Annotated in this window: 21 protein-coding genes; 11 read left to right on the top strand and 10 right to left on the bottom strand. The window is 64.4% G+C overall.

What is annotated here, in order from left to right:
* The first annotated feature begins 38 nt into the window (after positions 1-38).
* Entirely contained in the window at positions 39-404 is a 366-nt protein-coding gene (locus tag NKL04_RS30365) for a RidA family protein (protein ID WP_023707576.1), read from the top strand.
* Positions 405-507: 103 nt separating this feature from the next.
* Positions 508-1,734 (top strand): amidohydrolase/deacetylase family metallohydrolase, encoded by a 1,227-nt coding sequence (locus tag NKL04_RS30360; protein ID WP_031209127.1) that lies wholly within the window; start codon positions 508-510, stop codon positions 1,732-1,734.
* Between the two features lie 152 nt (positions 1,735-1,886).
* On the opposite strand, the gene NKL04_RS30355 is transcribed toward NKL04_RS30360, so the two are convergent.
* Positions 1,887-3,677, bottom strand: a complete 1,791-nt coding sequence (locus NKL04_RS30355) for a flavin-containing monooxygenase (RefSeq protein WP_023691934.1) — start codon at positions 3,675-3,677, stop codon at positions 1,887-1,889.
* 403 nt (positions 3,678-4,080) lie between these two features.
* Here NKL04_RS30355 and NKL04_RS30350 point away from each other — a divergent pair, with 403 nt between their 5' ends.
* The 6 genes from NKL04_RS30350 (at position 4,081) to NKL04_RS30325 (ending at position 12,286) form a co-directional block, all read left to right on the top strand.
* On the top strand, positions 4,081-4,170 hold the full coding sequence (locus NKL04_RS30350; RefSeq protein WP_023691936.1) for a K(+)-transporting ATPase subunit F: 90 nt from the start codon (positions 4,081-4,083) through the stop codon (positions 4,168-4,170).
* A gap of 18 nt (positions 4,171-4,188) precedes the next feature.
* A complete protein-coding gene (kdpA, locus tag NKL04_RS30345; RefSeq protein ID WP_023700077.1) occupies positions 4,189-5,892 on the top strand; it encodes a potassium-transporting ATPase subunit KdpA in 1,704 nt (567 codons plus the stop codon).
* Between the two features lie 232 nt (positions 5,893-6,124).
* Positions 6,125-8,218, top strand: coding sequence for a potassium-transporting ATPase subunit KdpB (gene kdpB / locus NKL04_RS30340; protein ID WP_023699135.1), 2,094 nt, complete (start codon positions 6,125-6,127; stop codon positions 8,216-8,218).
* Between the two features lie 12 nt (positions 8,219-8,230).
* The gene (gene kdpC / locus NKL04_RS30335; protein WP_031209129.1) at positions 8,231-8,797 is read left to right on the top strand and encodes a potassium-transporting ATPase subunit KdpC; all 567 of its coding nucleotides are present in this window, start codon (positions 8,231-8,233) and stop codon (positions 8,795-8,797) included.
* A 67-nt stretch (positions 8,798-8,864) separates the two neighbouring features.
* On the top strand, positions 8,865-11,597 hold the full coding sequence (locus NKL04_RS30330) for a DUF4118 domain-containing protein (RefSeq protein WP_352724807.1): 2,733 nt from the start codon (positions 8,865-8,867) through the stop codon (positions 11,595-11,597).
* The gene (locus NKL04_RS30325) at positions 11,594-12,286 is read left to right on the top strand and encodes a response regulator transcription factor (protein WP_023700081.1); all 693 of its coding nucleotides are present in this window, start codon (positions 11,594-11,596) and stop codon (positions 12,284-12,286) included. The genes NKL04_RS30330 and NKL04_RS30325 overlap by 4 nt, the downstream gene beginning before the upstream one ends.
* A 15-nt stretch (positions 12,287-12,301) precedes the next feature.
* On the opposite strand, the gene NKL04_RS30320 is transcribed toward NKL04_RS30325, so the two are convergent.
* Entirely contained in the window at positions 12,302-12,892 is a 591-nt protein-coding gene (locus tag NKL04_RS30320; protein ID WP_023691943.1) for an invasion associated locus B family protein, read from the bottom strand.
* Positions 12,893-13,132: 240 nt separating this feature from the next.
* Here NKL04_RS30320 and NKL04_RS30315 point away from each other — a divergent pair, with 240 nt between their 5' ends.
* Positions 13,133-13,405, top strand: coding sequence for a hypothetical protein (locus NKL04_RS30315; protein WP_023669716.1), 273 nt, complete (start codon positions 13,133-13,135; stop codon positions 13,403-13,405).
* Between the two features lie 120 nt (positions 13,406-13,525).
* Positions 13,526-14,002: an NUDIX hydrolase gene (locus NKL04_RS30310; protein ID WP_023700082.1), complete on the top strand. Its 477-nt coding sequence runs from the start codon at positions 13,526-13,528 to the stop codon at positions 14,000-14,002.
* 6 nt (positions 14,003-14,008) lie between these two features.
* Here the strand turns inward: NKL04_RS30310 and NKL04_RS30305 are convergent, their stop codons facing one another.
* The 5 genes from NKL04_RS30305 to NKL04_RS30285 form a co-directional block, all read right to left on the bottom strand.
* Positions 14,009-14,875 (bottom strand): citryl-CoA lyase, encoded by an 867-nt coding sequence (locus NKL04_RS30305; RefSeq protein WP_023700083.1) that lies wholly within the window; start codon positions 14,873-14,875, stop codon positions 14,009-14,011.
* Entirely contained in the window at positions 14,872-16,050 is a 1,179-nt protein-coding gene (locus tag NKL04_RS30300; RefSeq protein ID WP_023700084.1) for a CaiB/BaiF CoA transferase family protein, read from the bottom strand. The genes NKL04_RS30305 and NKL04_RS30300 overlap by 4 nt, the downstream gene beginning before the upstream one ends.
* A 15-nt stretch (positions 16,051-16,065) precedes the next feature.
* The gene (locus tag NKL04_RS30295) at positions 16,066-17,589 is read right to left on the bottom strand and encodes a tripartite tricarboxylate transporter permease (RefSeq protein ID WP_023700085.1); all 1,524 of its coding nucleotides are present in this window, start codon (positions 17,587-17,589) and stop codon (positions 16,066-16,068) included.
* A 4-nt stretch (positions 17,590-17,593) separates the two neighbouring features.
* Positions 17,594-18,130 carry a tripartite tricarboxylate transporter TctB family protein gene (locus NKL04_RS30290; RefSeq protein WP_023700086.1) on the bottom strand — a complete coding sequence of 179 codons (537 nt, stop codon included), beginning with the start codon at positions 18,128-18,130 and terminating at the stop codon, positions 17,594-17,596.
* A 124-nt stretch (positions 18,131-18,254) separates the two neighbouring features.
* Positions 18,255-19,232 (bottom strand): Bug family tripartite tricarboxylate transporter substrate binding protein, encoded by a 978-nt coding sequence (locus NKL04_RS30285; RefSeq protein WP_023691946.1) that lies wholly within the window; start codon positions 19,230-19,232, stop codon positions 18,255-18,257.
* Between the two features lie 206 nt (positions 19,233-19,438).
* Between NKL04_RS30285 and NKL04_RS30280 the strand changes: the two genes are divergently transcribed.
* Positions 19,439-20,212, top strand: a complete 774-nt coding sequence (locus NKL04_RS30280; RefSeq protein WP_023691947.1) for an IclR family transcriptional regulator — start codon at positions 19,439-19,441, stop codon at positions 20,210-20,212.
* On the opposite strand, the gene NKL04_RS30275 is transcribed toward NKL04_RS30280, so the two are convergent.
* The 3 genes from NKL04_RS30275 to NKL04_RS30265 form a co-directional block, all read right to left on the bottom strand.
* Positions 20,199-21,299, bottom strand: coding sequence for an OmpA family protein (locus tag NKL04_RS30275; protein WP_023700088.1), 1,101 nt, complete (start codon positions 21,297-21,299; stop codon positions 20,199-20,201). The genes NKL04_RS30280 and NKL04_RS30275 overlap by 14 nt on opposite strands.
* A 120-nt stretch (positions 21,300-21,419) precedes the next feature.
* Positions 21,420-21,959, bottom strand: a complete 540-nt coding sequence (locus NKL04_RS30270; protein ID WP_023700089.1) for a GNAT family N-acetyltransferase — start codon at positions 21,957-21,959, stop codon at positions 21,420-21,422.
* A gap of 142 nt (positions 21,960-22,101) precedes the next feature.
* The gene (locus NKL04_RS30265; protein ID WP_023683083.1) at positions 22,102-22,332 is read right to left on the bottom strand and encodes a YdeI/OmpD-associated family protein; all 231 of its coding nucleotides are present in this window, start codon (positions 22,330-22,332) and stop codon (positions 22,102-22,104) included.
* Positions 22,333-22,421: the final 89 nt, after the last annotated feature.

Below are 22,421 nucleotides of genomic sequence, written 5' to 3'. Positions count from 1 at the left end.
AACGGGGCGCGGCCCGCCATTCTGAACAGGAGTTTCCTTTGCCTAAAGAGTGTTTTGGAACATCCCACGTGCCGCTGTCGCCGGCCGTGCGCGCCGGGGATTTCGTCTACATCTCAGGCCAGGTGCCGGTCGACAGCGACCGCATCGTGGTCAAGGGCGGCATCACCGAGCAGACCGAGCAGGTGCTGCAGAATGTGAAGGCGGCACTCGCGCTGGCCGGTTGCACCATGGACGATGTCGTCAAGACCACGGTCTGGCTCGAGGACGCGCGCGACTTCGGCGCCTTCAATGCCGTCTACGCCAAGCACTTCCCGAAGAATCCGCCGGCCCGCACCACGGTCGAATCGCGGCTGATGATCGATATCAAAATCGAGGTCGAAGCCGTCGCCTACCGGCCGGTTTGACCAGTCGGGGCATGATCTCGAAAAGTGGAAACCGGTTTTCTCGGACAAACGGAAACCGTTTTGTCCAGAGATCATGCCCCAAAACGAAGAGAGGCAGGCGCCGATGCAGTTCGATCTCCTGATCAAGGGCGGCCGCCTGATCGATCCGGCCTCGGGCCTGGACGCGCCGCGCGATGTCGCCGTTGCGGGCGGACGCATCGTGGCCATCGAGGCGGCGATCGATGCCGAGCACGCCACCAAGATAGTCGATGCTCGTGATTGCATCGTCACACCCGGCCTCATCGACCTGCACAGCCATGTCTACTGGGGCGGCACCTCGCTTGGCGTCGACGCCGACCGGCTGGCGGCCAAGAGCGGCACCACCACCTTCATCGATGCCGGCAGCGCCGGCGCCGGCAATTTTCTGGGCTTTCGCCGCCATGTCATCGAGCGCTCGAAGGTGCGCATCCTGGCCTATGTCAACATCTCCTTTGCCGGCATATTCGGCTTCTCGCAAAGCGTCTCTGTCGGCGAATGCAGCGATCTCAGGCTCTGCGAGCCACGCGAGACGGTGGCTGCGGTGCGCGAGCACGCCGATGTCGTCGTCGGCGTAAAAGTGCGCTCCGGCAAGCATGCCGGCGGCGCCAGCGGCATCGCGCCGGTCGATCTCGCGCTGGAAGCCGCCGACCAGGCCGGCCTGCCGCTGATGGCGCATATAGACGAGCCGCCGCCCGGCCGCTCCGAAGTGCTGCCGCGGCTGCGCAAGGGTGACATCCTCACGCACTGTTTTCGCCCGTTCCCCAACGCGCCGGTCTTCGCCTCCGGCGCGGTGCGGCCGGACATGCGGCTGGCCCGCGAACGCGGCGTCATCTTCGACATCGGCCACGGCATGGGATCGTTCGACTTCGCCGTGGCGAAAGCGATGCTGGCCGAGGGCCTCGCGCCCGACGTCATCTCCAGCGACGTGCATCTCTATTGCGTCGACGGTCCGGCCTTCGACATACTGGTCTGCATGTCGAAGCTAATGGCGCTGGGCATGCCGCTGGTCGAGGTGCTGCGCGCCGCCACGCAAAGGCCAGCCGAGGCGATCGCCAGGCCGGAGCTTGGGACGCTGAAAGTTGGCGGTGTCGGCGATGTCGCGGTGCTGAGACTGCGCCCCGGGCGCTTTACCTTCGTCGATGCGGTCGGTGCGGCGCTGATCGCGGATCAGCGGCTCACATCGGACGGCATCGTCGTGGGTGGTGTCTGGTGGCCGAACGAAGCCGCCGACCACAACGAGACCGAGCGCTTCGAGGCCCACACGCACCATACGCATGTCGAGGTCGCGGCACGGCATTTCGGGCGTGGATAATCTCCCTCCTTGAGGGGGAGATGGCCGGCAGGCCAGAGGGGTCGGTTCGACCGGACGCAAGCTCCTCGCGGCAGCTGGAGGTCAGCGCTCCACGCGCGGCGACCCCCTCTGTCGCCTTCGGCGACATCTCCCCCTCGAGGGGGAGGAGATCGCTAGCGCCCTGCGTTACTCACCGCCCCAAACACCGGCGTCGCAATCCCTTCCATCCGCGCCTTGATCTGCAGCGCCACATATTTCGAGTAAAACCGCGACAGCGCCAGATTGCCGCCGTGGAACCACAGCGCGTCCTGCGCCGTCGGCTTCCACATGTTCCGCAGCTCGCCTTGCCAAGGACCGGGATCGCCCTTGACGCCGGAGCCGAGGCCCCAGCATGGCCCGACCTTGTCGGCGACCTCGCGCGAGACGATGGCCGCCACGGTCTCGTTCATCGACTGGTAGCCGGTACAGGCGACGATCGCATCGACGGCCAGCTCGCTGCGGTCGTCGAACAGGATGCCGGTCGGCGTCAATGAACTGATGCCGACGCCGCTCTTCACTTTGATCTCGCCATTGATGATCAGTTCGCAGGCGCCGACATCGATGTAGTAGCCGGAGCCGGTGCGGTAGGCCTTCATCAACAGCCCGGTCTCGTCCTCGCCGAAATCGATGGCGAAGCCGGCGGCGCGTAGCTGGTCGTAGAAGTCTGCGTCGCGTGCCTTGATCACCTCGTAAAGATCCCGCTGGCCCTTGGGTACAAGCGCGAACGGCGTGGACGCGACGATCAGGTCGGCCTTGTCGGTGCTGATGCCGCGCGCCAAAGCCTTTTCCGAGAAGATCTCGAAGCCGACTTCCATCAGAGTGTCGGATTTCACCACTGTCGTCGGCGACCGCTGGATCATGGTGACGTCTGCGCCGCTCTCCCAGAGGTCGACGCTGACATCGTGCCCCGAGCTTGCCGCGCCGATGACAGCGACACGTCTGCCGCGGAATTTCTCGCCGCTTGCATACTGGCTGGAATGCAGGAGTTCGCCCTTGAAGGTCTCGGCGCCGGGCAGCGCGATCTGGCGTGGCGGGCCATAGGCGCCGGTGGCAAAGACAATGTGCTTCGGCTTCAGCGTGATCTGCCGGCCGACGCGGTCGACCACCACAGTCCACACCTTCTCGGCCTCGTCATAGCTGGCGCTGACGCATTTGGTGGCGACCCAGTAGTTGAGCTCCATCACCCTGGTGTACATCTCCAGCCAGTCGCCCATCTTGTCCTTGGGCGTGAACACCGGCCAGTTCTCCGGGAACGGAATGTAGGGCAGATGGTCGTACCAGACCGGATCGTGCAGCACGAGCGAGCGATAACGGTTGCGCCAGGAATCGCCGGGGCGCGCATTTTTCTCGATGATGATGGTGGGCACGCCGAGCTGCCTCAGCCGCGCGCCGAGCATGATGCCGCCCTGCCCGCCGCCGATCACCAGGCAATAGGGCTGCTCGGTGGCGCCGAGGTCGCGCGTCTCGCGCGCCCGCGCCTCCGCCCAGGTTTCGCGCTTCGGATCGGCCTTGTGACGGATGCCGAGCGGCCGCGCCGGTCCCTTTTGTTCCTCGAACCCCTTGAGATCACGCATCGCCGTGAACAAGGTCCGGCAGCGGCCGTCCGTGAGGCGCACAATCCCCTCGCCCCGCGCGACCGCCGTTTCGAACGTGAACCAGGCCTCGACGGTGCCCTCATCCGAGGTCGCCTCGCCGGACAGCGTCCAGTGTGAGGGCTTCGCTTCCGCCAGCGTCGCTTGCAGCATGTCGCGGATCGCATCGCGGCCTTCCATCGTGGTGATGTTCCAGGTGAAAGCCAGCAGATCGCGCCAGTAGCAATCCTCGACGAACAGGTTGGCGGCCGCCTCGGCGTCATCAGCTTCCAGCGCCCGTGCAAGCGCGCAAAGCCATGTCGCCGCCTGTTTCGATGGTGCCATGTCGAGCATCTGTTTTTCCCTCGTTTTGCGTTCCCATTGTTTCGAAAGACGGCGGCGCCGCAAGAGGGGTCGCGATATCATGGCCTCGGTTTCTAGCGGCCCGGAACGGAGCCATCTCCCGGAAATCTTTATAGGAATTTTATATCTTTCCTCCGCGGCCCGTCTCGAACCTTTATGGCGATCGGGTCCATATTCCACTTCGAGCAAAACGCTCCGGACGCCATAGCCCTCGAAGCTACGGCGGGTCGTCCTCATGGAGTTTATGGCTCGCCAGTCGCTGGGGCCAAATACAAGCAGAAGCAAGGACCAACACAAATGGACATCGTCGTCATCGGAGTCGAGGTTTTGTTCTTCGGTCTTTCCCTCGCCTACATCAAAGCTTGCGACGCTCTTTAAGCGGAAGGATCGCAACATGTTTGTCGATTACATCCTCGGTGGCGGCGTGACCTTGTTCCTGCTCGTCTACCTCACATACGCCCTCGTTCGCCCAGAACGCTTCTGAAGCAAGGCACGGAAAGCCATGACACTCAACGGATGGATACAGATCCTGGTTTATTGCGGGATCGTCGTTTTGCTGGTGAAGCCGCTCGGCGGCTACATGTACCGCGTCTTCAATGGCGATCGCACCTTTCTCTCGCCCATACTCGGGCCCGTTGAGCGCGGCCTCTACCGCATTTCGGGAACCAGTGAACGCGAGGAGCAGCACTGGACGACCTACGTGGCAGGAATCATCTTCTTCAGCCTTGCCAGCTTCCTGGTGCTGTACTTTCTGCAACGCCTGCAGGGCGTCCTGCCTTACAATCCGGCCGGGATGGCATCGGTCGAACCCAATCTCGCCTTCAACACTGCCGTCAGCTTCGTCACCAACACCAACTGGCAGAATTACGGCGGCGAAAGCACGTTGTCCTACCTCGTACAGATGGCCGGCCTGACTGTTCAGAACTTCATGTCGGCCGCCGTGGGCATTGCCATCGCGGTGGCGCTGATCCGCGGCTTCGCCCGCGCCTCGGCCAAATCGATCGGCAATTTCTGGGTCGATATGACCCGCTGCACGCTCTACATCCTGCTGCCGCTCAGCATCGTGCTCACCCTTGTCTATGTCTGGCTCGGCATGCCGCAGACGCTGGGGCCGTATGTCGATGCCACCACGCTCGAAGGCGCCAAGCAGACGCTCGCCCTTGGGCCCGTCGCCTCGCAGGTTGCCATCAAGATGCTCGGCACCAATGGCGGCGGCTTCTTCAACGCCAATGCCGCGCATCCTTTCGAAAACCCCGACGCCATCTCCAACATGATCCAGATGGTGACGATCTTCGCGCTGGGTGCCGCACTCACCAACGTCTTCGGCCGCATGGTCGGCAACCAGCGCCAGGGCTGGGCGATCCTGGCCACGATGGGTGTGCTGTTCATCGCTGGCGTCGTTATCTGCTACTGGGCGGAAGCCGCGGGCAATCCGCTGGTCCATGCGTTGGGCGTCGACGGCGCCAACATGGAAGGCAAGGAGAGCCGCTTCGGCATTGCCGCTTCGGCACTATTCGCCGTCATCACCACGGCTGCGAGCTGCGGTGCGGTGAACGCCATGCATGACTCGTTCACAGCACTTGGCGGCCTGATCCCGATGCTCAACATGCAGCTCGGCGAAGTCATCGTCGGCGGCGTCGGCGCCGGCTTCTACGGCATCGTCATGTTCATCGTCATCACCGTGTTCGTCGCCGGCCTGATGGTTGGCCGCACGCCCGAATATCTCGGCAAGAAGATCGAGGCCAAGGAGGTCAAGATGGCAATGCTCGCCATCCTCGCTCTGCCGTTGGTCATGCTGGTCTTCACGGCAATAGCGGTCGTGCTGCCAAGCGCCGTCGCCTCGATGGCCAATGGCGGTCCGCATGGCTTCTCCGAGGTTCTTTATGCCTACACTTCGGCGGCGGCCAACAACGGCTCGGCCTTTGGCGGCCTTTCCGGCAACACGCCCTGGTACAACATCACGCTCGGCATCTCCATGTGGGTGGGTCGCTTCTTCGTCATCATTCCAGCGCTTGCCATTGCCGGCTCGCTAGCGACGAAGAAGACGGTTCCGGCTTCCGCCGGCACCTTCCCGACCGACGGCCCGCTGTTCGTCGGCCTGCTCGTCGGCGTCATCCTGATCGTCGTCGGCCTGACCTTCTTCCCGGCACTGGCGATCGGACCGATCGTCGAGCACCTGGCTGCCATCAACGGCCAGACATTCTGAGGCTTGTCATGTCCTGGTTCTACCCAAAACGCATGAAGGCCCGGCCGCGAGCCGGCCCACGAGCCGGCAATGAGGGGGAGGAAACGCCCCCTCCCTTCCCCAGCGTATCTACCTTCCTCGGCCTCGCGGCAGTCATGATCGTGATCTGGCTGCTGGCCTATGGTCCGCCGCCCCTCTTTTCGGCATCCGATCGGTCGGTGCCGGCCAACAGTTCAGATACTGGAGCCACCAAATGAGCCAGTCCAAATCCGCGAGCATCATGGATGCCCGCATCCTGTGGCCGGCCATCGGCGGCGCCTTCAGGAAACTCGACCCCCGCACGCTGGTCAGGAACCCGGTGATGTTCGTCGTCGCCATCGTCTCGCTTCTTACCACGGTCCTGTTCGTCAAGGATCTCGCCACCGGCGGCGGCGATTTCGGCTTTACGCTGCAGATCATCATCTGGCTGTGGTTCACCGTGCTGTTCGCCAACTTCGCCGAGGCCGTCGCCGAAGGCCGCGGCAAGGCGCAGGCCGATTCGCTGCGCAAGGCGCGCACCGAAACCCAGGCCAAGCTGCTTGCCGGCGAAGACCGCTCCAGGTTCAAGCTGGTGCCCGGCACCAGCCTGAAGGTTGGCGACATCGTGCTGGTCGAAGCCGGCGACATCATCCCGTCCGACGGTGAAGTGATCGAAGGCGTGGCCTCGGTCAACGAGGCGGCAATCACCGGCGAGTCCGCACCCGTCATTCGCGAATCCGGCGGCGACCGTTCGGCGGTCACCGGCGGCACGCAGGTTCTGTCCGACTGGATTCGCGTGCGCATATCAGCCGCCTCCGGCCACACCTTCCTCGACCGCATGATCTCGCTGGTCGAGGGTGCCTCGCGCCAGAAGACGCCCAACGAGATCGCGCTCAACATCCTGCTCGTCGGCATGACGCTGATCTTCGTGCTGGCCACCGCCACGATCCCGAGCTTTGCCTCCTATTCCGGCGGCTATATCCCGGTGACGGTGCTGGTCGCGCTGTTCGTCACCTTGATCCCGACCACCATCGGCGCCCTGCTGTCGGCCATCGGCATTGCCGGCATGGACCGCCTGGTGCGCTTCAACGTGCTGGCCATGTCCGGCCGTGCCGTCGAAGCGGCGGGCGACGTCGATACGCTTTTGCTCGACAAGACCGGCACCATCACGCTCGGCAACCGCCAGGCCACCGAATTCCGCCCGGTCAAGGGCGTCACCGAACAGGAACTGGCCGATGCCGCGCAGCTCGCCTCGCTCGCCGACGAGACGCCTGAGGGACGCTCGATCGTCGTGCTGGCCAAGGAGAAATACGCCATCCGCGCCCGTGACATGGCAACCTTGCATGCCAGCTTCGTGCCCTTCACCGCGCAGACCCGGATGAGCGGCGTCGACATCGATGGCTCGTCGGTGCGCAAGGGCGCCGTCGATTCGGTTCTCGCCTATGTCAGCCAGTCGTCATCGGCCACTCACGGCACGCGCCCCGGCAGCGACACCGTCAAGGATCTCCAGGCGATCGCCGACGAGATCGCCAAGTCGGGCGGCACGCCGCTGGCCGTCGAGCGTGACGGCCGCCTGCTCGGCGTCGTCCACCTCAAGGACATCGTCAAGGGTGGTATCCGCGAGCGCTTTGCCGAACTGCGCAAAATGGGCATCCGCACCGTGATGATCACCGGCGACAATCCGATGACTGCGGCGGCGATCGCAGCCGAAGCCGGCGTCGACGATTTCCTCGCCCAGGCCACGCCCGAGGACAAGCTGAAGCTGATCCGCGACGAACAGGCCAAGGGCAAGCTGGTCGCCATGTGCGGTGACGGCACCAACGACGCGCCGGCCTTGGCGCAGGCCGATGTCGGCGTCGCCATGAACACCGGCACGGTTGCCGCCCGCGAGGCCGGCAACATGATCGACCTCGATAGTGACCCGACCAAGCTGATCGAGATCGTCGAGATCGGCAAGGCGCTGCTGATGACGCGCGGCTCGCTGACGACCTTCTCGATCGCCAACGACGTCGCCAAATACTTCGCCATCATCCCGGCCATGTTTGCCGTCTTCTACGTTGCGCCGGGACATACAATCGGCCCCCTGCAAGCGCTCAACATCATGCATCTGGCGACGCCGCAGAGCGCCATCCTGTCGGCCATCATCTTCAACGCGCTGATCATCATCGCTCTGATCCCGCTGTCGCTTAAAGGCGTCAAATACCGCGCCATCGGCGCCGGCGCGCTGCTCAGCCGCAACCTGCTGGTCTACGGCCTCGGCGGCATCATCGTTCCCTTCGTCGGCATCAAGGCGATCGACATGATCGTCACCGGCCTCGGCCTCGCTTAAGGAAATACGTCCATGCTCACTCAGATAAGACCCGCTGTTATCATGATCGTCTTTTTCACCGTTTTGACCGGCCTGATCTATCCCCTGGGCATGACCGGCATCGCCCAGGCGCTGTTTCCGCACCAGGCCAATGGCAGCTTGATCGAGAAAAACGGCACGGTCATCGGCTCCGAACTGATCGGCCAGGGCTTTGCCGACGACAAGTATTTCCATGGCCGCCCCTCGGCTGCCGGCGACGGATACAACGCCGCAGCGTCCAGCGGCTCCAATCTCGGTCCAACCAACCCCAAGCTGATCGACCGCATCAAGGGCGATGTTGCAAAGCTGAAGGCGGAGAACCCGAACCAGCCGGTGCCGATGGATCTGGTGACGACGTCCGGCAGCGGCCTCGACCCCGCCATCAGCCCGAACGCCGCCTATTTCCAGGTCGCTCGGGTGGCCAAGGCCAGGGGCTTCGACGAAGCCAAGGTCAAGGCGCTTGTCGACAGCCATGTCGAAGGCCGCGAACTCGGCTTCCTCGGCGAGCCGGTCGTCAATGTGCTGGCGCTCAACCTGGCACTGGACGATACCAAGCAGTGAGAGACAATCTCTGAAGCCAGGGGCCAGGGATCGACACGATCCTCGGCGCCGTTCATGATCGAGCCTGATGCCGGACGCCAGAAGCAACTATACCAGACCCTCTCCGGACGCGCTGCTCGAGCATGCGGAACGGGAAGAGCGCGGCCGCCTGCGGATATTTCTGGGTGCTGCACCCGGTGTCGGCAAGACCTACGAAATGCTGATGGCCGGCCGCGCCATGCTTGCCGACGGCATCGACGTGGTCATCGGCATCGTCGAAACCCACGGCCGCAAGGAAACACTGGCGCTGGTCGAAGGCTACGAGGTCATCCCGCGCCAGAAGGTCGACTACAAGGACCGCGTGCTGAATGAGATGGACATCGATGCCATTCTCGCCCGCCGCCCCGCGCTGGTGCTCGTCGATGAGCTCGCCCACACCAACGCACCCGGCAGCCGCCACCCCAAGCGCTATCTCGACGTCCAGGAAATCCTTGCGCGCGGCATCGACGTCTACACCACGCTCAATATCCAGCATGTCGAGAGCCTGAATGACGTCGTGGCGCAGATCACCCGCGTCAGGGTGCGCGAAACGGTCCCGGACTCCATCATCGACCAGGCCGACGACATCGAGATCATCGACCTCACGCCCGACGACCTGATCAAGCGGCTGAAAGAGGGAAAGGTCTATTTCCCCAACACTGCCCAGCGCGCAGTCGAAAACTATTTCTCGCCGGGCAATCTGACCGCGCTTCGGGAATTGGCGCTGCGCCGCACCGCCCAGCGCGTCGACGAGCAGTTGCTCAACCACATGCAGTCGCACGCCATTCCCGGCCCCTGGGCGGCGGGCGAAAGGGTGCTCGTCTGCGTCGATGCGCGTCCGGGCGGAGCGTCTCGTGTCCGCTATGCGCGCCGGCTGGCCGACCGGCTGCGCGCACCGTGGACGGCGCTGCATGTCGACACGCCGCGTTCGGCCGCCATGTCGGAGGAAGACAAGGACCAGCTGGCCACGCTCTTGCGCCTGGCCGAGCAGCTCGGCGCCGAGGTGACGACCATTCCGGGCCAGAACGTCGCCCAGGACATCGTCCGCCACGCCATGGCCAACAACTTCACCCATATCGTCGTCGGCAGGCCGACCCGCTCGCGCTGGCGCGAACTGATCGAGGGTTCGCTCACCTACGATCTGATCCGCAATGCCGGCGATATCAGCGTCCATGTCATTTCAGGAACGGAGCGCGACCACGAGGCCACGTCGAGGGTCAAGGCGGCGGCCGAGCAGACGCCATTTCAAATCTGGCCTTATCTTTTCTCGACCGTCTATGTCGCCGGCGCGCTTGCCGTCAGCGCCGTTCTCGATCAGTTCCTCGACGTTCGCAACCTTGCCAGCGTGCTGCTGCTGGCGGTGCTGACATCGGCAGTGACCTTTGGCCTGTGGCCGGCGCTGTACGCCTGTTTCCTCAGCGCCATTGCCTTCAACTTCTTCTTTCTCGAGCCGCGCTACACGATGACGATCCGCGATCCGGAGAGCATCGTTGCCTTCGCCGTCTTCCTCGTCGTTGCCGTCATCGCCAGCAATCTGACGGCGCGTGTGCAGCGTCAGGCAGCCGCCGCCCGTTCACGCGCCCGGGCCACCGAGGACATCTACCTCTTTTCAAAGAAGCTCGCCGGCGCCGGCACGCTCGACGACGTTTTGTGGGCCACAGCCTTCCAGATCGCCTCGATGCTGAAGCTGCGCGTGGTGCTGCTTTTGCCGGAAGAAGGCACGATCACCGTCAAGGCCGGTTATCCCCCCGATGACACGCTGGCCGAGGCCGACATCGCGGCTGCACGCTGGGCTTGGGAACACAACCGGGCTGCCGGCCGTGGCGCCGATACCCTGCCCGGGGCAAAACGCCTCTACCTCCCCTTGCGGACCGGCCGTACCGCCATCGGCGTCGTCGGCCTCGACAATGACAAGCAGGGGCCGCTCTTGACGCCCGAGCAACAGCGCCTGCTCGACGCGCTGGCCGACCAGGCGGCGGTTGCCATCGAGCGCATCCAGCTGGTCGCCGATGTCGACCGCGCCAGGCTGGCGGCCGAGGCCGACCGCTTGCGCTCGGCACTGCTGACGTCGATCTCGCATGATCTGAAGACGCCGCTGGCGGCCATCATGGGCGCGGCCGGCACGCTCAGGGAATTTGCGCCGGCACTGCCCGAGAACGATCGGGCCGAGCTGCTGACCACCGTGCTCGACGAGTCCGAACGGCTGAACCGCTTCATCGCCAATCTGCTCGACATGACCAAGATTGAATCGGGCGCCATGGAACCGAATTTCGCCCTGCACTATGTCGGCGATGTCGTCGGCTCGGCCTTGCAGCGGGCACGCAAGATCACTGCCGGGCACAAGACCGAGGTTGATATTCCGGCCGACCTGCCGATGCTGAAGCTCGATCCCGTGCTGTTCGAACAAATGCTGTTCAATCTGCTCGACAATGCCGCGAAATACGCGCCACAGGGATCGACAATCCGGCTGCAGGGCTGGGCCGACAATGGCTCCGTCGCGCTGCAGATCATGGATGAGGGACCGGGCATTCCGCCCGCCGACCTGGAGCGCGTCTTCGACAGCTTTTACCGGGTGCGCAAGCGCGATCAGGTCCAGGCCGGCACCGGGCTCGGCCTGTCGATCTGCCGGGGCTTCATCGAGGCGATGGGCGGCACGATCATGGCGGCGAACCGCAGCGATCGCCCGGGCGCAGTCTTCACAATCCGCATGCCGAGGTTGGTACAATCGTCCGATACGGACGTATCAGGTGTGGACGAGCAAGCATCTGGTGATCCGGCATGACAAATTCCAATGTCAGCATACTGGTCGTCGATGACGAGCCGCCGATCCGCAAACTGCTGCGCGTCGGCCTCGGCAGCCAGGGCTATGCGGTCAGCGAGGCGCCCAATGCCGGGGCCGCGATCGAACTCGTCGATGCACAAAAGCCGGATCTGATCCTGCTCGACCTCGGCCTGCCCGGCATGGGTGGCCTCGATCTCCTGCGCAAATGGCGCGGCGACGGCCTCGACGTGCCCGTGGTCATCCTGTCCAGCCGCACCGACGAAGCCGGCATCGTCGCGGCGCTCGAACTCGGCGCTGACGACTACATCACCAAGCCGTTCGGCATGAACGAACTGGTCGCCAGAATCCGCGTCGCGCTGCGCCACCGATTCCAGCAGCAGGGCGAAAAGCCGGTGTTTCAGACCGGCGATCTCTCGGTCGACCTGGTCAAGCGCATCGTCAAGGTCGAAGGCAAGGAGATAAAGCTCTCCCCCAAGGAATACGACATATTGCGTATTATGGTGCAGCATGCCGGCAAGGTGCTGACCCACCATTTCCTGCTGAAGCAGGTGTGGGGCGATTCGACCGACGTGCAGTATCTCAGGGTCTATGTCCGCCAGCTCCGGCAGAAGATCGAAAAGTCGCCCGACCAGCCGCGCTACATCACCACCGAGACCGGCGTTGGGTACCGGCTGCGCGAGGTTGAGTGACCGGACGTTTTCCGCTCAGTCCGCCGAGAGTTCCGCGGTCCGTGCCAGTGCGCCGCCGAACCCGTTGAGCGGGATGGTGAAACTCACCGCTTGACCGGTGTCGGCCGCGAAGGCGTCGATCTTCAGCGTGGTGGCTGCCTTGAGCAGCGGCGTGACGCTGGCATCGAACGCCACCGGCACCAGGCAGCCGACGGCCTGGCAGGTGTTGAACGGCAGGCTGCCTTCCAGCTTCTGGTCGTCGATGGTCAGGCTGACGCCTTTGGCGAGCGCCAGGCCGAACGGCAGCGCCAGCGTTCCGGCGGCGTCGTCGCCGCTCTTGCTCGACAGCTCGATCGCCAGCAGGCGCTGGTTGGACTGCTTGTTGAACTGCTGATGCGACAGGCTGCAAACCTTGGCCGTGCCGGTTACCTGGCAATTGACCGTCCAGTCGCCATGTGTCTCGGACAGCGCCGAGGCGCCGCCAGGCAATGTCGGGCCGGCAGCAGGGGCGGGCGCTGCGGCGGCAGGCGCCGCCTTGTCGGTCTTGGTTTGCGCCGCGACTGCCACCGGGCCAAGAATACAGATGCTGCCCAGTAGCGCCGCGAAATATACTTGCCTGCTTTTCATCGATATGCTCCCGATTGTGCCTCGAGTCAGCCGCGATTGAGCCCGAGATCCGCGCCCGATAGAGCGGTCAATCGATCTTTTCTGTCAAGTGCGGCAGGCCGCATCCTCAGGGATTTCGCCAACCCGTGGCAGATCGGCCAACCGGCCCATGGCAGATCGAGACGAACGCCCTATATAGAGAGGAGGTTATATCTGTACGGGAATGAACTGATGTCGACGCTTCGCCTATCGACAGTTCTCATGTCGGCAATGCTGGCGGCGGCAACGCTCGCCGGCATCATGCAATCTGCTGCGGCTCAGTCCGTCAATCCCAGCGCCAACCGGCTGATCCAGCAGAACCAGCTGCAGCAATTGCGCAACAGCCTGCAGCGGCAGCAGTTCCAGCAACAGCAGCAGCAATATCGCGAGCAGGACCGTCGGATCGTGCCGCAGCCGCGCCCCGAAGTGCCCGTCGTCCGGCAAGCTTGTCCGATTCAGATCGTCAACAACCAGATTGTGCGTGTTTGCCGTTGATATCGGTCGCCTGCGATTTACTTAGTCGACTTATTTACTAAAGATGCTCATTGCCTCGCGGGCATATCAGGGGTTTGCAGGCGGCGTGCGGCTGTGCGCCCGCCCACCGGATTTCAGCACATGGCGACGACTAAGAAAAAGGCGGTACGCAAGGCAAGGCGAGGCGAACACATTCGCCAGGTCGCCGCCATTCCCTTTCGCCTGGACGTTTCAGGCAATTTCGAAGTGATGCTGGTGACGTCGCGAGCGACGAAGCGCTTTATCGTGCCCAAGGGCTGGCCGATGAAAGGAAAGAGCGGGCGCAAGGCCGCCACCATCGAGGCGCGCGAAGAAGCCGGCGTGCTCGGCAAGACCCGCAAGGCGCCGGCCGGCAGCTATTCCTACTGGAAACGGCTGGAGCACAATTTCGTGCGTGTCGACGTCGTCGTGTATCTGTTGGAGGTTTCCGAGGAACTGGCCAACTGGCAGGAGGCCAAGAGCCGCCAGCGGGCCTGGCTCAAGCCGCAGGACGCGGCGTTGCTCATCGATGAGCCGGATCTCTCGACGCTGATGGCCAACCTGGCGCCGCCTCAGCCTGCGGTGCCAGACCCGACCTGACCAACCTCACTTGCCCTCGTCCCCTTCAGCGGGACCCTCATCCCCCTCAGCGGGAAATGGCCGCAGCGGCGTGCCCGTATAGGCCCACAGCCATTCGCGCGGCAGCGGCCCTTTGTTGCGCTCGCTTTGCTGCGACTGTTCCCATGCATGCGCCAGGATGCCCACCGAGCGCGAGAGCACGAACAGGCCGCGCGTCAACGGCGGCGGAAAGCCGAGCTCGCCATAGATGACGGCGGTGGCGCCGTCGATGTTGAGCGGTATTTTCTTCCCCTTGCGCCGTGCCACCTCTGATTCGACGGCCTCGGCGATGTCGGCAAAGCGTCCGCTGACGACGCCGCGCGCGGCAAACTCGCGCGTCACTGCGATCAGGCGCGGCGCGCGCGGATCGACCGGGTGGCAGCGATGGCCAAATCCCGGCACATAGCCTTTCTCCTCGGCGAAGAAACGGTCGAGCCGTGCGGCTACGGCTTGGTCCAGCGCAACACCCTGGTCACGTGCCACGGCAATGTCGCCATAGAAGGACAGCGCCTGTTCGCCGGCGCCGCCATGCACGTCACCCAGCACGTTGACGGCGGACGCCATGGCGCTGTTGATGCCGACGCCGCAGGTGATGGCCATGCGGGCAATGGCGATCGACGGCGCCTGCGGCCCGTGGTCGACGGCCGCCCCCAGCGCAATACCGAGCAGCGCCGCCTGCTCCTTGCTCGGCAATTCGCCGCGCAGCATCAGCCAGATCGTTGCCGGAAAGCTGACGCGGCCGATCAGCTCCTGGATTTCATAGCCGCGCAGCCGGATGATGCCGGGGCTCATCTCGATGATGCCGGTCTGCCACCACTCCTCGCCGCGCTCGCGGCCGGTTTTTCTCTCGCTCACGCGCTTCTCCTGGCGCGCGGCGGCAGGGTGGAAAAAACCTCGTCCATATGCTCACCCAGCACCGGTGGCGGCAGGACCGGCAAGGGTGCCGCGCCATCGACCATGAAGCCGCCGCGCACCACTGTCAGCGGCTGCTCCATGCCGGGCAGACCCTGGAAACGCGTGGTCATGTCGCGCTCGACGACCTGGCGCTCGCCAAGCACTTGGGGGATCGTCAGCACCCGGCCCGCCGGCACGCCGGCGCGGTTGAATTTTTCCTCCCAGGCTGCGGCCGAGGCGCTCGCCAAGGCCGTCTCGATCAGCACCTTCAGCACAGCGCGGTTCTGCTTGCGCGTCTCGCGCTCGGCAAAGCGCGGATCGTCGGCCAGTTCCGGCTGGCCGATCAGCCGGCAAAGCGTGACGAACTGCTCCTGCTTGTTGGCGGCGATGTTGAGCAGGCCGTCGCCGGTGCGAAACGCGCCGGAGGGCGCAGCCGTCATGTTCTCATTGCCCATCGGCTGCGGCTCGACACCGGCGGTCAAATAGTTGGACACCGGCCAGCCCAGCGCCGACAGCGTGCATTCGAGCATCGAGACATCGAGAAACGCGCCCTCGCCCGAGGTCTTCTGCTTGACCAGCGCCGCGGCGATTGCGAAGGCCCCGACCAGCCCGCCCAGCGTGTCGGCGACGGGATAGCCGACCCGCAAGGGTGCTGTCTCCGGCGTGCCGGTGATGCTCATGATGCCGGACAGCCCCTGGATGATCTGGTCGTAGGCCGGATTGTCGCGCATCGGCCCGGTCTGGCCGAACCCCGATATGGCGCAATAGACGAGACCCGGACGAACCTCTTTCAGCGCCTCATAGCCAAGCCCCAGCCGCCCCATCACGCCCGGTCGAAAGTTCTCGACCAGCGCATCGGCGGAGGCGACGAGATCGAGGAAGCGTTCGCGGTCGGCTTCGCTCTTGAGATCCAGCACCACCGATCGCTTGCCGGCATTCTGGGCCAGGAACGATGCGCCCATCCCCGCCTTGTTGAGCGCCGCCGAGGCACCAAGCTGGCGCGCCAGATCGCCGCCTTGCGGCGTCTCGACCTTGATGATATCGGCGCCGAGCAGCGCCAGCTGGTAGGCGCAGTAAGGGCCCGCCAGCACATTGGTCAGGTCGAGAATGCGGATGCCGGCAAGCAGATCGGTCATGATGCTCCAGGTTGCTCAGGCATCGCCCGGCACATGCTCCGGTCCGCGACGGCGCCGGTGCTCGATGAAGGCCCAGATATGCGGCCCGGCTAGGCCGATGAAGGCGAGGATCAGCAGCACCAGCGACAGCTTGTGGGTGTAGAACACCGACCAGTCGCCGTTCGAGATCGTCATCGCCCTGCGGAACTGCGTTTCGGCGAGCGGCCCCAGGATCATGCCGATGATGACCGGCGCTGTCGGGAAATCGAAGCGCCGCATCAGGAAGCCGGCGGTCCCCAGGAGATAGAGGATGACGAGGTCGATCGGCGATTGCGAGATGCCGTAGGTGCCGACGGTGGCGAACACGAGGATGCCGGCATAGAGCTGCGGCGCCGGGATTTTCAACAGCCGTACCCACAGCCCGATCAGCGGCAGGTTGAGGACGACCAGGATGACGTTGGCGATGAACAGGCTGGCGATCAGGCCCCAGACCAGATCGGCCTGCGTCGTCAACAGCAGCGGTCCCGGATTGATGCCGTAGCTCTGGAAGGCCGACAGCATGATTGCGGCGGTCGCCGAGGTCGGCAGGCCAAGGGTGAGCATCGGCACCAGCACGCCGGCGGCAGACGCATTGTTGGCGGCTTCCGGTCCGGCAACGCCCTCGATGGCGCCGACCGTGCCGAACTCCTCCTTGTGCTTCGACAGCTTCTTTTCGATGGCATAGGACAGGAAGGTCGGGATCTCGGCGCCGCCGGCAGGCATGGCGCCGATCGGGAAGCCGATAAAAGCGCCGCGCAGCCATGGCTTCCACGATCGTCCCCATTCGGCCGCTGTCATGTAGAGCGATCCCTTGAGCGGCACGATCTCGTCCTTGCCGGCATAGCGGCGCGAGGCCATGTAGAGCGTCTCGCCGACGGCAAACAGGCCGACCGCGGCAATGATGACATCGACGCCATCGAGCAGTTCGTTCATGCCGAAGGTGAAGCGCGGCTGTCCTGTCTGCAGGTCGACGCCGATCATGCCGATGACGAAGCCGATGAACAGGCTGGTGAGGCCGCGGACGGAGGACGAGCCGAGCACCGCCGAAACCGTGATGAAGGCGAGCACCATCAGCGAGAAATATTCGGCCGGACCAAAGGCCAGCGCGAACTTCACCACCACCGGCGCCAGGAAGGCGACGCCCATCGTGCCGATGGTGCCGGCGACGAAGGAGCCGATCGCCGAGGTCGCCAGTGCCGCGCCGCCGCGACCCGAGCGGGCCATCCTGTTGCCTTCCAGCGCGGTGACGATGGTGGCGCTTTCGCCCGGCGTGTTGAGCAGGATCGAGGTCGTCGAGCCGCCATACATGGCGCCGTAATAGATGCCGGCGAACAGGATGAAGGAAGCCTCCGGCGCCACCTGGTAGGTGATCGGCAACAGAAGCGCGATGGTCAGCGCCGGCCCGAGGCCGGGCAGCACGCCGATGGCGGTGCCGAGCGTGGTGCCGACCAGGCACCACAATAGGTTCATCGGCGAGAAAGCGACGGAAAATCCGTGGGCGAGATGGCCGAGCGTCTCCATGGCGTCAGCCCCTTACAGTGGCGATGATCGCGTCGATCACCGTGTTCAGCTGGTTTTCGATGAAGCCGGCGCCAATGTTGACGCCGAGCGCCCTGGCAAAGCCGAAATAGGCGGCAAGCGCCAGGATCAAGCCGGTCAGCGCATCGCGCAGCGTGTGCTTGCTGCCGAAGCCATAACAGACGAGCACGAACATGATGACCGAGGCGGCGGTGAAGCCGAGCGGCTGGATCAGCACCAGATTGGCGACCAGGCCTGCAACGACGATGCCCATCGCCTTCCAGTCGGTCGGCGTTTCCTTTTCCTCCTGCGGCTGCCAGCCGCCGCGCAGCGCGGCGACGATGAGCAGCAGCGAAAGCACGATCATGCCGGTCATGGTGATGTAGGGAAAGACGGTCGGCCCGACCTTGGAATAGAGCGGCGAAACCGGGATCGCCAGGGTCTGCCACGCCACGGCCGCAGCACAGGCGAGAAGCCCGATGCCGATCAACAATTCGGGCATGGCAAGGCGCGGGGGCGCCGGCTGCTGGTCGCTGGTGCTCATCGATGTCCTCCCGAGATGGCCGGCATCCTCCCGCCGGCCGCATCCGCAGTTTCACTCCCAGCGCATGATATGTCCATGCCGCAGGCGAATGTCGGAGGGGCGGCCGTGGCCGCCCCTGAAGACATCAGGCGAGGCCGAGATCCTTGAGGATCGCGGTGATGCGGGCGGTGTCGTCGACGAGGAATTTCGCATAGTCGTCGCCGGTAAGCAGGATGGGCGTCCAGTTACGGTTCTTGCACTCGGCTGCCCAGGCATCGCTCTTGGCCATGGTCTCGATCATCGTGACCATCGCCGCCTTGTCGGCGTCGGAGACGCCTGGCGGTGCGAAGACGCCGCGCCAGTTGAACAGTTCGACGTCAATGCCGGCTTCCTTCATCGTCGGTGCGTCGATGCCGTCCTGGCGCTTGTCGGCGGAGATCGCCAACAGCCGAAGCGCGCCCGCCTTGACCTGCTCGGAGAACTCGCCGAAGCCGGAAATGCCGGCCGCCACCTGGTTGCCGAGCAGCGCCGACAGCGCCTCGCCGCCGCCGGCGAAAGGCACATAGGAGAGGTTGGTTGCCGGAACGCCGACCGTCTTGGCGATCAGCCCGAACAGGATGTGGTCGGAGCCGCCGGCCGAGCCGCCGGCCACGGGAACCTTGGTCGGATCCGCTTTGAGCGCGGCGACGAAATCGCCGGCCGTCTTGAACGGCGAATCCGCGGGCACCACCAGCGCCTCGAACTCGCCGGTGAGGCGGGCGATGGGCGTCACTTCGGAAAGGTTGTTGGCCGATTTGTTGGCGATGATGGCGCCGACCATGACCATGCCGGCCACCATCAGCGAATTGCCCTTGCCCTTCCACTGGCTGATGAACTGCGGCAGGCCGACAGTGCCGCCGGCGCCGCCGACATTGGTGATCTGCGAGCCGGAGATCAGTTTTTCACTGCGCAGCACCTGGTCGATGGTGCGCCCCGTCTGGTCCCAGCCGCCGCCGGGCGCGGCCGGCACGAAGATCTGGATCTGCGGTGCATCCTGAGCGAAAGCGGGCGTCAAATGCGTTGCGACGAATCCGGCAGCGCCTGCGGCCGCGGTGCTCATCAAAAATCTGCGTCTGTTCAGCATGGGATTCCTCCAAATCACGACACCTCCTCCGGTGCCTGCCAGAAACGTAGCCTGAAAACAGACCCGCTCGGCAAAAATTCATGCCGATTTCGGTACGTTCTGTCAACAGGAACGCTGTTCTACTAGACAGAACCATGGATGTGCGGCACAATCGCTTCGGCCGGCCTTTGTCCGAGCAGGTAAACTGGAATGAAACTGTTCGTGAGATGACCGAAGCGCGATCCCAGCCGTTGCCGGCCGATGGTGTTGCCGCGCTCGACCGCGCGATCGCCATTCTCGACGCGTTCGCGACCGCCGACCGCTCGCTCAGCCTGGCCGAGATCGCGGCGCGCACCGGGCTCTACAAAAGCACCATTTTGAGGCTGGCGAACTCGTTGCTGCGCGGGCAGTTGCTGGAGCGGCTCGACGATGGCCGCTACCGCATCGGACCTGCCACCTTCAGGCTTGGCGCGCTTTACCAGCGGTCGGTCGTGGCGGTCGACATCCTGCTGCCGATCATGCGCGATCTTGCCGAACGCAGTTGGGAAAGCGTCGCCTTCTATGTCCGCTCCGGCGACGCCCGCACCTGTCTCTACCGCGTCGAGTCCAAGCACCCGATCCGCTACACGATCCGGGAAGGCGACCTGCTGCCGTTGCTCGCCGGCTCTGGCGGCCGCGTGCTGGCAGCGTTTTCGGGCCAGCCGGGCGAACCATACGAGACCATCCGCAAGGCCTGCCACTATCTGTCGATCGGCGACCGCGACCCGGAGACGGCGGGCGTCTCGGTGCCGGTGTTCGGACCGGGCCGCGTTCTGCTCGGCGCCTTGACGCTGGCCGGCCCGTCGACACGCGTCGATACGGCGTTCCTGCGCCGCATGACACCGGACCTGCTGGAGGCCGCCGCTCGCGCCACCCGCGCCTTCGGCGAGGATGGCTCGATGCTGGAGCAGGCAGCGCGCCTAGCCGGCGCTGAAACCGTGATCGGCCTCAGTTCGCCTTGACCAGCACCACGCGGCGGTTCTTGGCGCGGCCGGCTTCGTCGTCATTGCTGGCGACGGGCGCCATCATGCCGGCGCCGGCGGCGGTCAGCCGGCCGCCATCGATGCCATATTTCGAGACCAGCGCCGCCTTTACCGACTGCGCCCGCCGCGACGACAGATCGATATTGTAGTCGAAGGCGCCCTGGTTGTCGGTATGACCGACGACGATCACCGCCATGCCGGGCTCGTTGGTCAGAAGCGTCGAGATCTCCTTCAGCGTCGGTTCCGATTCCGGCTTGATGTCGGCCTTGTCGGTGTCGAAGAAGATGCCGTAGAGCGAGATGGAGCCGGTGGCCGACAGCGAATCCGCCATCTTGGCCGCTTCGACCACCACCATCTTCTTGTCGCGCGCCTTGGGCTCCAGCACCTGAACGACGGCAATGGTGCGGCCGTTGAGTTCCTTGCAGTAGAGGTCGTCGATCAGCGAATAGGCCTGAACCGTGACATAGGCGTCGCCGCCGTCCTGCGGCAGCTTGGCGGCGAAGAAGCGCTGGTCGTTGATACCGGTGGTTACCGCACAGGCGCCATTGGAAAAGGCCGCGTCCTTGACGTCGCTTTCATGGAAGAAATACATCATCAGGCTCATGTCGCCGCCGCCACCGCTCGACGACCGGTCGGCGGCGCCGCCGCACTCTTCCTTCTTGCATTCGAACAGGACTTCGCCGCCGGCGGCCGCGATCACATCCTGGTAGTTGCGCAGCACTTCGAGCGGGGAGCGCTCGGCCGGCAGCACATAGGCGATGCGGGTCAGCGCGCCTTCGACCTCGGCCTTCTTGTCCGGCGCGAACACACGGTTGTTCATCGTGTCACGGGCATCCGGATCGGCGCTCGGCTTCAGCGGCGACAGCGGCACTGTTAAATCGGTATAGGCGAATTTTTCGTAGGAGACGATGAACGACCCCTCGTAGCGCTTGGCCAGATGATTGTCGGCACCGCCCTCGATGTCGGCGGTCGGCACCGTCGCATCGGCGCCCGCCAGTTGCACGGCCGCCAGGAGCAGCAGCCCCGCCCAGAAAAGCTTCAGAAATATCGCATTGATCGCACGCATGGTCGGCTCCCCCAAAGAGCAATTCCAGGAAAAGTGTGAGCGGTTTTCCCACAGGAATTGCGTAGCTAGATTAGAATAGCCAACCCTGGCAGAACGTGGAAATTGCGTCGATGAAGCGCTTCACACCCGCCGTTCGAGCAGGATCGTCGGCCCATCGTGATAAGTGGTTTCCAGGACCTTGGTGTAGCCGCACTTTGCCGCGACGTTCAACGAGCCGGTGTTTTCCGGATCGATGATGCAGACGGTTCTCGCGCCGGCAAAGGTTTCGTCGCCCCAGGCTAGGGCCCTTCTGACGACTTCGCTGGCAAGACCCTTGCCATGCGCTTGCGGCGCCAGCGCCCAGCCGGCTTCCGGAATGCCCTCGAGCGACGGCTCGATGTCGCGCTTCAGATCGTGGAATCCGGCCTCGCCGATGAAGCGACCGCTGGCCTTGTCCTCGACCGCCCAGAAGCCGTAGCCGAGCAGCGACCACAGGCCGGCATGCCGCAGGAACCGCATCCAGCTTTCCTCCCGCGTCCGCGGCTTGCCGCCGATGAAACGGGTGGTGACGGGGTCGGCCCACATGACAGCATAGTCGTCGAAGTCTTCGATCCGGTGCGCCCGCATGATGGTCCGTTCCGTTTCGAGAACCGGGACGCCGGCTGTTTTTGGACTGCCCATGAAACTCTGCCTCCGTTGACGGTCAGCGCTTAGCAAACCAGCGCGCCCGGACAAGGGCCAAGCCGGATCATCATTCAGCCAGGGAAGCTTCCGAACGGCCTGGCGCGACCAGGCGGTCGAAGCGAACAGCGTCGGCTTACTTTCAGCCGTGCCAGACCATCTTCATGTAGAGCCCACCGCGCCGCAATTCGTCCAGCATCTGGTCGAGCCGCTTCTGCCTGGTGTCGCTGCGTTTGGCGCGGGCGACCCAGCCGAGATAATCGTTCTTCTGGTAGTCCGGCCGCGCCTCGTAGGCCGCTGTCAGTCCTTTTTCGGTCAGGGCGATGCGGATGTCGTCCGGCATCGGGTTCAGGGCGCGCTTCAGTCCGGTCATTTCAGAAAACCCCAGCTGTCAGGATGGCGACGCCGATGGTCCAACCCAGGTCCGCCTCTGGGAATTCTGCCGAACGATGCTACCTTTCG

The sequence above is a fragment of the Mesorhizobium sp. C264A genome, from assembly GCF_040324515.1.
In the GTDB taxonomy this organism is placed as follows: domain Bacteria; phylum Pseudomonadota; class Alphaproteobacteria; order Rhizobiales; family Rhizobiaceae; genus Mesorhizobium.
Note: the sequence above shows the minus strand (reverse complement) of the source record. Positions and strands in the feature narration are given on the sequence as shown.